At 69.0% G+C, this 13,970-nt stretch carries 9 protein-coding genes; 5 read left to right on the top strand and 4 right to left on the bottom strand.

The features are described 5' to 3' along the window. Positions 1 to 692 precede the first annotated feature (692 nt). Positions 693 to 2,570, top strand: a complete 1,878-nt coding sequence (locus tag ACFQ6N_RS31945; RefSeq protein ID WP_380656684.1) for a hypothetical protein — start codon at positions 693 to 695, stop codon at positions 2,568 to 2,570. A 192-nt stretch (positions 2,571 to 2,762) separates the two neighbouring features. Here ACFQ6N_RS31945 and ACFQ6N_RS31940 read toward each other — a convergent pair whose 3' ends face one another. Further along, on the bottom strand, positions 2,763 to 3,311 hold the full coding sequence (locus ACFQ6N_RS31940; protein WP_380656682.1) for a hypothetical protein: 549 nt from the start codon (positions 3,309 to 3,311) through the stop codon (positions 2,763 to 2,765). Positions 3,312 to 3,740: 429 nt separating this feature from the next. On the opposite strand from ACFQ6N_RS31940, the gene ACFQ6N_RS31935 reads away from it, so the two are divergent. After that, the gene (locus ACFQ6N_RS31935; RefSeq protein ID WP_380656679.1) at positions 3,741 to 4,700 is read left to right on the top strand and encodes a hypothetical protein; all 960 of its coding nucleotides are present in this window, start codon (positions 3,741 to 3,743) and stop codon (positions 4,698 to 4,700) included. 313 nt (positions 4,701 to 5,013) lie between these two features. Then, entirely contained in the window at positions 5,014 to 5,373 is a 360-nt protein-coding gene (locus ACFQ6N_RS31930; RefSeq protein WP_380656676.1) for a hypothetical protein, read from the top strand. Between the two features lie 118 nt (positions 5,374 to 5,491). Here the strand turns inward: ACFQ6N_RS31930 and ACFQ6N_RS31925 are convergent, their stop codons facing one another. Both ACFQ6N_RS31925 and ACFQ6N_RS31920 read right to left on the bottom strand, forming a co-directional pair. Beyond that, positions 5,492 to 6,130: a hypothetical protein gene (locus ACFQ6N_RS31925; RefSeq protein ID WP_380656673.1), complete on the bottom strand. Its 639-nt coding sequence runs from the start codon at positions 6,128 to 6,130 to the stop codon at positions 5,492 to 5,494. A 7-nt stretch (positions 6,131 to 6,137) separates the two neighbouring features. Beyond that, a complete protein-coding gene (locus tag ACFQ6N_RS31920) occupies positions 6,138 to 7,052 on the bottom strand; it encodes a hypothetical protein (protein ID WP_380656670.1) in 915 nt (304 codons plus the stop codon). A 378-nt stretch (positions 7,053 to 7,430) separates the two neighbouring features. Here ACFQ6N_RS31920 and ACFQ6N_RS31915 point away from each other — a divergent pair, with 378 nt between their 5' ends. Both ACFQ6N_RS31915 and ACFQ6N_RS31910 read left to right on the top strand, forming a co-directional pair. Continuing rightward, positions 7,431 to 8,285 (top strand): hypothetical protein, encoded by an 855-nt coding sequence (locus ACFQ6N_RS31915; RefSeq protein ID WP_380656667.1) that lies wholly within the window; start codon positions 7,431 to 7,433, stop codon positions 8,283 to 8,285. A gap of 83 nt (positions 8,286 to 8,368) precedes the next feature. Further along, a complete protein-coding gene (locus tag ACFQ6N_RS31910) occupies positions 8,369 to 8,626 on the top strand; it encodes a hypothetical protein (protein WP_380656665.1) in 258 nt (85 codons plus the stop codon). Between the two features lie 46 nt (positions 8,627 to 8,672). Here the strand turns inward: ACFQ6N_RS31910 and mobF are convergent, their stop codons facing one another. Continuing rightward, entirely contained in the window at positions 8,673 to 13,694 is a 5,022-nt protein-coding gene (mobF, locus tag ACFQ6N_RS31905) for a MobF family relaxase (RefSeq protein ID WP_380656662.1), read from the bottom strand. Positions 13,695 to 13,970 lie beyond the last annotated feature (276 nt).

The raw sequence follows: 13,970 nt of genomic DNA, 5'->3' as shown, positions 1-13,970 counted from the left end.
CTATGTCGTCATGAACGGCCCCATAGGCGCACTCAAGTTCGGAATCACTTCTGGGTCCCCTGAGCCCCGGCTGAACAATCATGCGAGCGATGGATATACGACCCGACTTCGAGTGCTGACTGACCTTCCGGACGGTGTCGCATTGGAGATGGAGCGGGCAGTGAGAGCCGCGCTTCGACTTTCGGGGGCAACTCCGATACGCGGGCGCGAGTACTTCAACATCTCGCATGCAGCACTGGTGCTCGACGTCGTCGACAACTATCCGACCTCGTGATAGCGACTCAGCTCAAGTTAGCGATCTCGCTTGGAGGTCCACCTGCTTGTTCACGGGCGCTTGCTTCGCTCCACGAATCTGGCGCAGCCCCAGCCCACAGCCCCTCCGAAGGCCGTGCCAGCTGAACCATCCGGTTCCACAGGACCGCGGTGGCGACTGCGCACCGCGGGCTTGTCGGCCACTCACCTCATCCCCCGATCGGGTGAATAAGTCCACCGGACGCGGAAGGCGCCAGCCGCAATGCTCTATTGTCTGGCATCAGCCTGGCCCGTGCGAGGGGCCAGATCCGGGTGCCTTATCCGACCTGTCGGCACCGTCGGAGAACCTTCTTCGCGTTTGTCCGCATGCCATCGCCAGGGACAACACATCACGTATTTGCGTCAGCTCGCGCCGGGTCGGGGCACCTCACTTCTCCAGAGTGGAAGCGATCATGATGCACCAGCAAGCGGCAGCCGCGCGCGCCGACTTCACCCAAGAGCCGCTCGAAGTGGTCCGACTCCACATTGGCCAGTTCGACAGCTTCGCTCGCCTCATTCCCCAGGCCGAGGGGACACAGGCGCTTCTCGAAGCCCTTTTTCTCTCCACGGTCGCCCGCAGCACAACTAGCGTTGATCTGGGCACGGCTCCGTTCGGCGTCATCGATGTGAGCCCGCTGCCGAATCGGCTGGACGTCCATCTCGCCGGGCCCGAGGCATTCCGACCAGTGCTCGATCTACTCCCGGCCCGGGCCCGAGACAAGACAATCCACGGGATCGCCGGCCTCCTGGCCCGACCCGTCCGTACCGCTGTGCACGTGGCCTTCGACCACAAGCAGGCCAGCGGGGAATTGCGGCTGTGGACCGAAGGTGCTGACCTGGCTGAACTCCTGGCAGAACACGCGGTAGTCACCAAAGCGCGAGGGCATCGGGTTCTCTGGAGCACCAGTTCGCCGCTGCCTAAGCCGAAGCTTGTGCACGGCCGCAGGGCCGTTCTTCGGGTGAGCCGACAAAAGCCCAGCCCCGTCACACCGCCGGTTAGGACCTCGCAGTTCCTGGCTAGCACCCTGCTGCGCCGTCCTGGAATCTGGACACGTCTGGAGGGCCATCTGGATCTGAGGATCTCCAGTTCGGAAGTCGAGCACGGCGTCGACTGGCTGCTCGACCGCATCGTCACCCCGAGGACCGCAGTCCACGACGAACGCATTCCCCGACTCCTGGGCGACGCGATTGCAGGGCCCGACCTCATCTGGGATCGGGCGAGCCACGCGTGTGGACCGGAGGAGTGCCGGATGCGGTTCGTCCCCCGGGAGTCTGGCCACGGGTGGAACGGAGTGCTGACCGTACGAACTGTTCGGGCCATCTCAGAGCACCGGCCAGCACGCCGTCCCAGGCCGTTCACCGTCCTCGCGGAAACCCTTGTGAGGAACAAGATCTCGCCGCTCCATCCCGGACGCAAGAGCATGCTTCCGCCCTCGGACGGGCACGGCCGGAACCCCGGACTGGTCGTGCAGCTTGAGTCGGTGGGCTGCTCCCTGAGCAAGACCTCGTCCTGGAAGATCGCCCTGCATGTAGCCGCCGGCTGGGCCCTGCAGGGGTGGCGGGTGCTCGTCGTTCACGACGTCATGGAGGCATCCAGGCAGCCAGCGGCGTATCCCGCTCCGACGTGGCCGGTACGCACCCGTCCGATGGCCCCGACAGGCGATGCACCCTGGCAGCGTCTTCGCCTCACCAATGGCCCGGGAGAGCTTCACCTCCACGTGGGAAGCCACTCCTGGGAAACGTTGGAGAAGCTCATCCCGCAGGCCCGAGCCGACTTCGACTGGATCATCCTGGCGGACAGCATCTCGGACAACTACCGCGGATTCCTGGGTCCCACGATGCTCGACGGCATCACCGATCGGTTCGTGGTCGCGGTGGAGGACCCGGGCTACACAACCACGATCGCTGTCGCGAGTGCCGGCGGCCTACATGCCACGGACTCGGGCCGCCACGTGGATCTGACTCCAGCCGAGTCCGCGACGGTATGGCGAGAGCGGAATCTCCGCACACTGGCAAACGACATCCCGGTGGCCGGCCTGATTCTCGTTCCGGCGGGCGGGCATCCCCAGCCCTCCTTGGAATTCCGGGACGCCGCCGACACCCGGCTTGCCGACTTCGGCACGCCCGTCCTTACTCGTCTTACGAGCGAACTGATCTCCGAGGAGCGCACCGTCCTGGACAACGTCGGCCGTCTCGCGCGCGAAGACCTCCTTGCCACAAGCGCGCACCTCGCCCACGCGCTCGCGATGCAGACGGTCGGGCGGTCGGCCCTCCGCTAAGGGCTGGTGCGTGACCAACCTGGCCGGACCAGGAGAGCGGCACGGCGAGGGTCGGCCGACAGAGCCCGGCGGGTACGGTGCCGAACCTCTCGACAGCATGGCGGGCCCGGACCGCGGCGTCCGGGCCCAGGGCTCCGATCAGCCAATCGGGCCTGCCACCGGCGACCGGCGCGACGCGTGATGGCTCGCGACCTACACCTCTTCACCCTGGTCGACGTCGGGCAGCTCCTCGCCAAACCGCTCCAACGCCGCTTCTGGCGAGCAGCCGAAGGCGCGGCCGATGTACTCCCAGGTCATCATGCTGCTGCGGGCCTTGCGGCCTGCCAGCAGCGCGGTCGAGCCGGCGGCGCGCTCGAACCGGGCCGCCGCACGGGCGGCGGCGTACGGCCTGCTCTCCGTCAGGTCGCAGATCTGGTCAACCAGAGCCGCGACCAGCTCCTCGACCTCGCGCGGCACGACACCCTCGACCAGGTCGACGTGACACTCCCAGTCCGCGAACGGACCGTTAGCCTCGCCGACCGCCTCGGTCGCCACGTCGTCACCGAAGTCCAACAGGTGCAGCCGCTCACCCCGCCAGCCGCAGCCGCAACCGCCGCGCACCGCAGTGGCCCGCGGGCCATCCGCACCGTTGTAGAGCCACCAGGTGGTGCGTCCGTCCGGCAGCGGTGCCGGCTCGCTGCCGTCCGCCAACACCGCCGCCGGGAAACCCCGGTGGCGCTTGCTCTCGTCAATCCATGGCATGCCGTGCCCCTCGCGTCCAGGGAGTACGGGCACCAGGGTTCTCAGCCTGTGACGCGCTGTCAAGGTGTCTTGACAGTCGGTGCGATTCGCAGCTCAAGGCAGCGTGCACCAGCAGCCATGCGTCGGCCAGGGGCACTGGGGCGGCTCGATGAGCCGCTCGATCCAGGCGACGGTCCTATCCGCTACCGGCGGCGGGCCGCGATGGGGCCGCCTCCCGCCCCCGTACTGCACCCGCTGGAGCGCGGCAAGTCGGCATGGCGGGCCGCAGTTCGGCGGCGTCGGCCAGCCGCCAGGCGATGGCGGCACCTGCGGCGGCACCTGGCCATCGCTCATGCCGGACCCACTACAGGAAAGGGAAGGTGCAACAAGACCTAGGTGACGCGTTTAGCTCTTGTTGCACCTAAGCTTGGAGGGGGGTAGATTACTGGCATGGAGGTGACGATGACGGAGAAGTTGAAACCTGGTGCTGAGCTCACCCGCAGGGAGGTTCACAAGACCTTCGGCGGGCGCCCTCAGGGTGCAATTTCGCCCACCAAGGACAACGGCATCCTCGTCTTCCTCAGCTACCGACACGACCACAACATCGACCCCAACCTCCCCGTCAACGCACAAGACGGCGAGGGCGTCCTGCACCTGCTCGGAGAGGGCAACGACGGCGACCACCAATTCGCTCAGTCCAACAAGGCAGTCCTGGACCACAAGCGAACCGGCCGCCCGATCCACGTCTTTGAGGCGTGTACTGCGCTCTACGACGGCTCCCTCGCTGAGGAGCGCTTCCGGTACGTCGGTCGGTACGAGATCGACTACAACGAGCCCTACTACCTGGTGGACTCCCCGGACAAGCGCGGCCAGGACCGGCGCGTGATCATCTTCCGGTTGCGCCCTCAGCCCGGCGTCATCCATCTCTCGTGTGTGCTGTCCGATTCCGCCGCCGAAACCCACAAGACGATTCCCCCTCGCCCTTCCGAGCGGATGTGGCAGGAAGCCTCCGCATTGGCCCGCCGGCCGAGCGCGGTTGTCGCCCGGGAGTCGAGCGTCCGACGCGAAGGTGTCCTCCTCCAAAGCCTCGGGGCCCACCTGGCCAATCTCGGTCACACCACAACCCGGCTGCGGCTCACCACCAGAGACGGGAGCAACACCATCACTACGGACTTGGTGGACGCCACCAGCGACACCGTGTACGAGGTGAAGTCCTCCGTCTCTCGCGAAGCCGTACGATCCGCGATCGGCTACCTTCTCGACCTACACCGGCGACCGGGCGCACCGGCCAACATGGCGGTCCTCCTGCCGTCCGATCCCCTCTCCGACCTGCGCGACCTGTGCGCGGGACTCGGGATCGAAGTTGTCTGGCCCAACCCAGACGGCACCTTCACCTCGACCAAGAGCTGAGGCCAGGGGTTCCAGCCCCCGGCCTCAGTCCAACCTTGGCCACCCGCACGTTTCTCAGGCGCCGCGGGTCAGCCTGCTCACCGCCATTCCCATGAACAGGAGCGCCCCCAGTATGTCCGACCACTCCCGGCTGCGGAAACCGCAGGCCACCGGGTGTTAGAGGCATCTCTCCCGACCCCGTTCGCGCCCAGGCCACTTCCGGTCCAGGCCACCGCCCGGTGCCGCCTCGGCACACCGTCCCACCGACTGCGGGCCGGACGAGCCGTCACATCACCGCCATCGAGGCGGCACCACCTCACACTGGGGGCCCACCGTGCACCACCTCCTGCCGACGTTCTCCGACGAGGTCACCGCGAAGGTGCTCGTCTTCACCCTGACCTTCATCGTCGACCTGATCCGGCAGGCCCTCGGCCAGCGGGCGGCGACGCGGACGGGCCGCCAGCGGTCCACTACCGACCGGCCGTGGCGCGAGGAGCCTACGGCCAAGCCCTCGAAGTCGTCCCCGCGCACGGTGCAGCGCCAACACCGTGGCCGGGCTGAGGAACTGCACCGCGTGAAGAACCGCATTACCCGCCGGGCAGCACAGCCCGCGCCGGTGGTTCCCGCACGGCCCCTGCTGGCACCGCGGCGCAGGACTGGCGACCGATCCCGACCGGGCAACCGGCGGTCCTGACCGCGACCGGGGGCTGACCGGTACCAGCTGGCTGGCCTATCGCAAGGGTGCGGGTGGCAACGCCACCCGCACCCTCCGCGTACAGCCTGGCCAAGCGGGCTCAACAGGCCCGCTTGGTTCACGTGTTGGAGGTATCCGCGGTTTCGGCCTCTGCGAAGGTGCTGTGCTCGGTGTTCCTGTCGACCAAGACCAGCTCCATGTCGCCAGCGGTGAAGCGGTCGGTGTAGTAACGGCCGTTCATGGACCTGGGCGACCTACCGGCCAGCGTGATCCGGCACGCGCCGGTGTGAACCGGGCTGCGGTTCTGGTGGACGACCTGCGGGGTGTTCTCGTAGAGGAACCTCAGCTCGGTGATGCCGGAGCCGTCCCGCTTCTCGATCGTCGAGTTGCTGGAGCGGGAGGCGCTCTCCGCCGTCCTCAAGGTGGCGTGGAGCGTCCAGTAGGACTGCTCGATCGTCAGGTATGCCCGTATCGGGCCGCGGTTCCCGCCGGCCGGGATGTGGCTCTCCGGGCTGGGATGAAGGGTCGTGCGCCAAGTACCCTCCATACGCGGGTGCCCGACGATGCGGTGGATGCCCGGCCATCTCCAGGCCCACTTGTCGAAGACGATGACCAGGTAGCTGAGAAGGGCGGGGGTGTAGGCGAAGGCGTACTTGAGGTGCTCCTCGGGGTGTAGCCCGAGGACGTAGAGAAGTACCCCGTACAGGGTGGAGGCGGTACCGGCGCCCCATCGGACCGACTGGGCAGGCGAGCTCATCGCGGTGTCATCCTTCGTAGCCGAGGTACTTCCAGGCAGCGTCGAGCAGCTGCTTGGCGTCGTCCTTGCTCCACTTCTGAGTGGGGCCGAAGAGCTTCTTAATGCCGTTGGGCTCGACCATGCCGTTCGGGTCAGCGTTCCACGCCCAGAAGTTGAACTGGTACCTGAGATGTGCGAGGGCCCCTTCGAAGGTCCTGTCAAACGAGGGCGCCTTCAAGACGTCGTCCGGGACGTTGTAGATCAGGCACTCCATGAAGTACGAGGGGAGTTCCTTGATCGCCCCCATGGCGGCGAGGTCGTTCTCCACCGACTTCAACGCGCGCACCGCGAACTTGTAGCCGCGGCCGGTCCGGTTGTTCTTCGCCCGGCCGTTCTCCAACTGCTGCTGGGACCAGTTCACTATGTGCTTGCCGTCCTGGGTGAACACGACTGTGCCCCGGCTGGGCGGGCCGAAGACGGGCTCGTACTGGTAGGTGAAGCAGGGCACCACGTCGGTGTCAGGCCGGCTACCGGGAACGCTCGGGACGTAGAAGGCCACGTTGTGGCTGGCGTCGACGCGGTCGGAGGCCGACTTGAGCGCAATCCTGAGTTCGCTCCTGAATACCTCCGGTGTCCAGGAGCCCGTGTAACTGCCCTTCTGCAAGGCCAGTTGCCAGAACTCCATCCCGCCCACGTTGCCGCGGAAGACTCGCTGGGTGAACTCCACCTTGATGTCCATGTCGCTGTCGCTGCTGACATTCGTGTTGTTCGCCCAGGAGCCCTTCGGCTCAACGATCAGCCCCAAGTTCGCGAAGGGCGGGTGTCGACGGACCGCGTTGGTGACCATGCGCTTTGCACGGTCCAGGCGTTCCTCCTCTGCCTTACTTGGAGGCTTCGTCCAGCGGCTCAGCTTCTCGATCCGCTGCTGCGACGTCAGTGGCATGCCCCACTCCTCAACGGCAGGAGTCCGGCGCACCGCGCGTCGGGACGTCCGTGCCCGCGCGAAGACTACGCCGCGCCTCGGACAGCCACCGGCAGGTTCACTAGAACCAACCGGGTCGGCACGCTCGGTCAGGTTGGTTCTCCTGGCGAAGGCGTGGGCTCTGCTGGTCCGCGGCGTGGCGAGGCGCTGATCGCAGCAGGTACCCCTACCCTCTTACTTGGGCCCGGAGGTGGTCCACGGCTGGCCGTTCGCCCGGACGAATTGTGCTCGGAGCCGACGGGTGGGATGCCCAACCTCCTCAAGATTCGCCGTGCCCTCAGACGACACCACCGTCTCACTTCGCGGCGCAGTCCGGGCTGTCGCCAGCGAGGATCTTCAATGCCGCATGCCAACGACCGTGCGCGCCTCAAGTCGTACCTGGCTCTGCTGTCCGTGCCCGAGCGTGTGCTGTGGGCGACCGCAGTCAACGGGCGGATCGAGCTGGACACCAAGGACGCCGGCCAGGAGAACTTCCAGGCCCTGCTGTGGGACCTGCTGTTCAGCTCCAGTCACTCCCACCCCTGGGACCATCGCGGCGGACGGTCCTTCCGTGGTCTCGCCGGGTACTACGAGTGGATCATGCCCGCGCCACATCAGCTGACGATGCAGGTGAGCGTGGCCCCACGGGTAGCGAACTACCTGCTACCGAAAACCGTGACCTACGCTGACGGCTCACATGTGCACTTCGGCATCCCCGGCCTGCGGATCGAACGCGTCTCTTCTCGCGCCGTCCACCTGCTCCACCTGCCCACGCAAGGGCGTCTTGAACTGCGCGAATTCCACCGCGGCAGCGTGCGTTCGATGAACCACCGCCTGCGGTGGGAAACCGGCTCCGACGAGACCCCGGAGAACCTCTCGTTCTGGCACACCTCGGGTGTCACGGGTGCAGAGGAAAGTGCTTCCCCGCACTGGGCCCCCACTCCGTGTACGCCGTTGCGCAGTCGGCTGATGGTGCGCGCGAGCACCTGGTGGAGGCACTGGCCCCACACCGCCGAGATCGTTCCCGCCCGCCGGAGCAACACCAGCCGTTGCCTGACCTGGCGAAAGGGGCCGTCCTGCACGGAGGTGGGGGAACTTCTCGTCAACAGCGCCATCCGGATCGCCGACGCTGTCCACGTCTCCGACCCTGACGGGCTCGACGTCAGTGTGCTGAGGCTCGGGCCGGCCGCCATCGAGCTGGCCCGCCCCAGCTAGCGGGGTTACCGAGCCGCGTTCGGCAACCCCGCTCGGAGGGTTCTCAGCGTGCGCTCTCCAGTCGCTGCGGGCACCGTCGAGGTATGGGTGTACTGGTGCTACTGGAGGTTCTTGAGGGGTTCGACCCGGATGAAGCAGACCCCGGCTTCATCCGGTCGGTCCACGCCGCCGCGAGCGATCCTGAGGTGCCGGAGGACCCGCTGCCGACGACGCTCTGTGGCATCCGTACCGACCCGTTGGTGCACACGCACTACCGGGGCGGTTACGGGGAGGCGTGGTATCCAGCAGAGTTCGAGGACCGGCGATGCCGTGAGTGCGAGCGGGCGCTTCGACGGCTCTGACCCCTGCGCCGAGCCTGGGCGCCTCGGGCTCGAAGCGTCGTGATCGTCAGCGGATGCGCGGACCGTGCTGGTCCTGGCGGGCCTGCGGCGGCGGCTGGACTTGCTGCTGCGGAGCGGCATGGCGCTGGGCCGGGGCCTGAACCTGGCGCTGTTCGACGGGCTCGGGGCGGCGGCCGGGCACGTGTCGGGCGGTCCGGGTGGGCTGTCCGCCGCGCTGCTGGAGCTGGTCACGGTGGGCCTGGCGCTCGGCCTGGCGGCCGGCTCGGCGGCGCTCGGCGAGGGTCGGCTGACGCTGTTCCTCCGCCTGCGGCTGCTCGGGCCGGACGGCCTCCGCGGTGAGCTGGCGGCGCTCGGCGAGCACGGTGGTGACCTGCTCGGCGACGTTCTGCTGGGCGAGGGCGGCGTCGTCCAGGCGCGGAAGGCTGGCGAGCCAGGTGGCGCCGGTCCGGGCCGCGACGGTGCGCAGGATCTCGGTCTGGTCTGCTTCGGGCAGGGCGCGGTACACGTCGGCGGCGAGCTGGCGGCGGGCCTGCTGGTCGGTGGTCACGGGAGTGGTCTCCGCGCTCGCTGGTGCGGAGGCGGCGCGTCGGGCGGCGATCGCAGCGGCGGTGGCCTGCCAGTAGGCGTCGTGGCCGGTGCGGCCTTCCTCGATGTAGGGGCCAGCGGGCTGGGCGGCGTTGTCGTCGGTGACCTTGTACTGGTCGCGGTAGGCGGCGACGAGGGCGAGCTGCCGCTGCCACTGGGCACGCTGGGTGGGGTCGGCCGGGGCTTCGCCGAGGGTCCGGCTCCACTCCGGGCGGGTCTCCACGGTGCGGTCAGCGAGCACCGAGAGCCGGTTCGCGATCAGGGCGGCGCTGTCGGTGAGGTACTCGTGGTGGAGCGGGTTGGCCGTGGTGGAGCGCGGTACGGCGCTGATCCACGCCGGGAGGTCAGCGCGGCCGGAGGCGGCGCGGGTGTGGGCGAGGGCCTGCTGCTGGGCGTGGTGGAGCAGTTCGGGCAGTGCGGTACGGCCGGTCACCTCGGCGAAGGCGGTTTCCGCGGTGGTGCCGGTGTTCTCGATGGCCTTGAGGGTCCAGGCGAGGGTGCGCCACAGCTCGGTCTGCGCGCGGTCGCTCTGCTGGTCGACGGTCGCGGGGGCCTGCACGGCAAGGGAGCGGCCGATGCGCCAGGCGAGGACCTGGCTGAGGCTGTCGGCGCCGGTGAGCGGACGGCTCTCGGCGACCTGGCGCAGCAGGGTGGCGGGTTCGTGGCCGGCGGTCTCGGCGCGGCGCAGGGCTGCGGTGAGGGCGGGCCAGGTGTTCTCGTTGCGGGCGCGGGTGGCGTTCTCGTTGCCGAGGACATCGGCGGCGAGGGCCTGGTGGCGGAGGGCTTCGGGGGCCTGCTGGTGGTTCTCGGGGATGCCGGCTGCGGCCAGGGTGGTGCGGGCGGTGCGGGTCAGGGCGGTGACCGGGTCGCTCGTGCCGGTGGTCTGGATTGCGGCGGCGGTGAGCAGGTTGGTGGTGTCGTGGCCGGTTCGGTCGGCGGCGGCCAGGGCGCCTGCGAGGTGGGGCCACTGGGGGTGGGCGGTGACCTTGTCGGTGGTGGTGTTGAGCGCGGTGGCGGCGGTGACGGCGTAGTGGTTGAGAGTGTCGGCGGAGACGTGCGGGTGCGCGTCGGCGGCCTGGGCAGCGGCGGGTGCGATGCGCAGGGCGGCCGGTTCGGTGGTCGCGGCCTCGGGGTCGAAGCGGTGGGCGGGCAGGTCGGTGTGCGCCGCGACCAGGGCGGCGTAGCGGGTGGTGTCGGCGGCGGTCGGGGCGTTGAGGTGGGCCGGGGCCGGGCGGTCGTTGGTGATGGTGTTCAGGCGCCAGGCGAGGGTCTGGGCCGGGGAGTCGGCTGTGGTCAGGTCGCCTCGCCAGGTGGCGGCGGCGAGGAGTCGCTCGGGCTGCCAGCCGCCGGCTTCGGCGTTACGCAGGGCGCGGGCGACGGCGGTGAAGGCGTCGTCGGTGGTGATCTGCTCGGCGAGGGCGGGGCCGAGGAGCCGGTGGATGAGCTGGTGGTAGTGCGGGGTGGTGAGGGCCTCGGTGGCGTGCTGGTGCTGGGGCGCGAGCGTGGCCAGGGAGACGGCGTCCTCCTGGGCGTTGCGGATCGTGTCGGTGGCGGAGAGCTGGGCGCCCTCGCGGCTCAGAACGCGCTCCAGCACCTCGCGGGCGGCGAAGGCGTCGGGGTCGTTCTTCGGCTTGTCGAGCTGGTCGTCGGTGTCGAACGGCAGCAGGTCGTGGGTGGCCGTGTAGATGGTGGTCTTGTGGCGGGCCCGGCTGAGCTGGACGTACAGGTCCTCGCGGGTCATGTCCTCGGTGACCAGCGGGTGGGCGGTGTCCACGGTGCCGCCCTGGGAGCGCATGACGGTGGAGGCGTAGAGCAGCTGGACGTGGGCGGCGACGTACTCGGCGGGAAGCTGAACGCAGCCGCGGTGGCCCATGTGCCGGACCCGCAGGGCGCCGTCCTCGGAGCGGTGCAGGACCTGCCAGGCGTCGCCGTTCTTGACGAAGTCGGCGCCCCGGTTGGTGGTGATCTTGCGGTTGTTGTCTCGGGTGACGATCCAGTCGCCTCGGCCGGCGCGGTTGCCGTCGCGCAGCAGGACGCCGTCCGCCTCGACCTGGCCGGCGGCCACGCGCTCCTCGCGGGCGCGAGCGGAGAGGGTGGTGACGTCGGCACCGGCGGCGGCGCTGATCAGTGTGGTCTTGCCCGCGAGCATGTCGGTCTTCCAGCCGTCGTACGCGGCCTCGATCATGGCGGTGCGCGAGCCGCTGACGACCCGCTGGTTGGTGAAGTAGAAGTCCAGGCCGCTGCCGTCGCCGACGCGGATCTTGAGGGTGGCAGTGGCTTCGGCCTTGTTGCTGAACCGGTGGAGTTCGGTCAGTTCGACGGCGCCGGCTTCGGCGGCGATCAGGCGCAGGGCGCCGCCGGATTCGACGGAGCTGAGCTGGTGGTAGTCACCGAGCAGGCGCACGGTCGCGCCGCGCTGGGCGGCGATCCGGGTGAGGGTGTCCAGGTTGAGGGTGCCTGCCATCCCGGCCTCGTCCACCAGGACCACGTCGCCCGGGTTCAGCGCAAAGCCGGCCCGGCTCTTCGGCACGTCCTGGCCGCGGTTGAGCTGGGGGGCGTAGGTGCCGCCGGTGTACTCCCAGAGGAACTTGTGGAGGTTCTCGGCGGGCTGCTTGAGGTCCTTGGCGAGGACGGCGGCGGCTGCCGCGGAGGTGGCGAGCGGGACGACACGCTGCCCGGCCTGGGCGGCGACGTGGACGTACGCCTGCATGGCGGTGGTCTTGCCGGAGCCAGCCGGGCCGAGGCCGACCGCGAGCAGTCGCTTGTCGGTGGCGAAGCTGGTGACGAGGGCGCGCTGGCCGTCGTCCAGGGCGCGGTTGCGGGCTTCGAAGCCGTCGATCGCAGCACCCACGAAGGCAGGGTTCAGGCCGCCGGTGAAGGGGGTGAGGGCGGCGTCGACCAGGCGGCGCTCGGCGTCCAGGATGGTGCTGCTGGTGTAGCGGGCGGACGCGTGCTGGACGAACACGGAGTCGCCGTTGGACCGCCGGAGTTCCTCGGGTTCGGAGAGCAGCGCCGGGGCGTCGACGCGGATGCTGTGGACCGGGGAGATCGCCTCGGTGACGATCGCCTCGACCAGTTGGTGGTGCTCGTCGGTGCTGTTCGTGGGGTGCTCGGAGCGGGCGAGGCGCTCGGCGTGGGCGCGCAGGTTCCACACTGTCCACACCGCGCGTTCCTCCGCGACGGTGAGCAGCACGGTGCCGGCGAGGGTCGGGATGTCGACCTCGTTCTGGGCCTGCTCTTCCACGTGGGCGGGGCTGGTTCCGGCGGCGGGAACGGCGGCCATCACGCGGCGGATGACGTCCTGGCCGTGGGCGGCGGTGACGGTCGTGGTCCAGTCGGCGCGCATCTCCTCAAGCGAGCGAGCGGCCTTCTTGCCTTCGCGGGTGTCGAGGTTGGCCTGGCGCGCAAGCTTGTGGGAGGTGCCCGTCGACGGGTCGTGGCCGTGGTCGCGCCGGTACTCGCGCAGCAGCTGCTCGTAGCGGGCTTCGATCTCGGTCCGGCGGGAGGAGAAGTGGGTGATCGTCTCGACGGGCACGCCGACGATCTCGCGCACCGGCTGGCGCTTGGTGACGGCGTCCTCGCGGGCCTCGAAGGTGACGCCGAGCCGGGCGGTCAGCTCGGTCTCGAAGCGCGAGTTGTAGTACTCGGAGGCGGCCACGGTCATCGCGTGCAGGGGGCGCGCGTCCAGCGAGCGCCACCGGCCGTCGATGCCCTGGATCTTGTTGCTGACGACGACGTGGGTGTGCAGGTTGGGGTCGCCGGCCCGGGAGTCGAAGTGGTCGAAGGCGACGGCGATCAGGCCCTTGGTCTCGATCTGGGCCTGGCCGGTGCTGCCGGTGCGGGTGAACGCGGCGTGCTCCTCCAGCAGCTCCAGCGCGGCGTCGCGGGCGGCCTCGTGGGCCTGGCGGACGGCGGCGCGGACCTCCTCGCGCTCGTCCAGCGCCCACAGCACCGCGGCGGACTTAACCGGGGCGAAAACGAGGTCGAAGCCGGCGACGGTGGAGCGCTGCCGGCGCGACTCCTCGTGCTGAACCTTCTTGATCTCGGCGCGGGTGGGCTCGCGGCGGGCCTGCTTCTCGATGACGGCCAGGCGCTTCTCGACGCGCTCGGCGAACGCGTCGAGCGGCTTGTACTCCGGGTACTTGCGGCCGAGGGTGGCGGCCTTGATCGCGGCGGCGCGTACGTCGGCGAGCTGCTCGGCGTCCATGTCGGCGCGCACGTTGGCGGCCAGGTGCTCGGCGATGATCCGCTCGGCGTCCGGGTGCTGGCCGAGGCCGAACAGGTGCTTCATGTGCTGTTCGGTGACGGTGGTGCCGTCGACTCCGAGCAGCGGGGCACCGCGGCCGAGCCAGATGCCCGCGGGGTTGCCCTTCTGGGTGTAGTAGTCCGCTGCCGACTGTCCCCGCTGGCGCTGCACGTCGCCGCCCGCGACCTGCCGCGTCAGGTACGTGTAGGCACCTGCGGTGAGCTTGTGGATGGTCATCAACGCGACCACCCCCAGCTGCTTTTCCGATCCCGAGTAAGGCAGGGTTCGACGGCTATTCGCGCCGCCGATTCACCTGCCCCACCAAATGTCATACAGGCACTTTAGCCCCGCGCAGCGGACCATGCTCAGAATATCTGCAAGAGGTGTCTGGATGACTTGTCATGGCTAGCAGATGGCCAGGTCAGAGCGCCTTCGTGACTGCTCCGGTGATGCGCGTCTCGGTTTTCCTATCGAGACTTCTCGACGTTTATCAACGCTTATCGATAGGGAATC

The sequence above is a fragment of the Kitasatospora sp. NPDC056446 genome, assembly GCF_042796115.1.
Classification (GTDB): Bacteria; Actinomycetota; Actinomycetes; order Streptomycetales; family Streptomycetaceae; genus Kitasatospora.
The sequence above is the reverse complement of the archived record's forward strand: the minus strand, read 5'-3'. Positions and strand labels throughout refer to the sequence as shown.

What these genes read in the sequence shown, in the direction of transcription:
- ACFQ6N_RS31940 (WP_380656682.1), bottom strand. Translation starts at nt 3,311, where the DNA reads ATGCCATGGATTGACGAGAGCAAGCGCCACCGGGGTTTCCCGGCGGCG.
- ACFQ6N_RS31935 (WP_380656679.1), top strand. Translation starts at nt 3,741, where the DNA reads ATGGAGGTGACGATGACGGAGAAGTTGAAACCTGGTGCTGAGCTCACC.
- ACFQ6N_RS31925 (WP_380656673.1), bottom strand. Translation starts at nt 6,130, where the DNA reads ATGAGCTCGCCTGCCCAGTCGGTCCGATGGGGCGCCGGTACCGCCTCC.
- ACFQ6N_RS31920 (WP_380656670.1), bottom strand. Translation starts at nt 7,052, where the DNA reads ATGCCACTGACGTCGCAGCAGCGGATCGAGAAGCTGAGCCGCTGGACG.
- ACFQ6N_RS31915 (WP_380656667.1), top strand. Translation starts at nt 7,431, where the DNA reads ATGCCGCATGCCAACGACCGTGCGCGCCTCAAGTCGTACCTGGCTCTG.
- ACFQ6N_RS31910 (WP_380656665.1), top strand. Translation starts at nt 8,369, where the DNA reads ATGGGTGTACTGGTGCTACTGGAGGTTCTTGAGGGGTTCGACCCGGAT.
- mobF (WP_380656662.1), bottom strand. Translation starts at nt 13,694, where the DNA reads ATGACCATCCACAAGCTCACCGCAGGTGCCTACACGTACCTGACGCGG.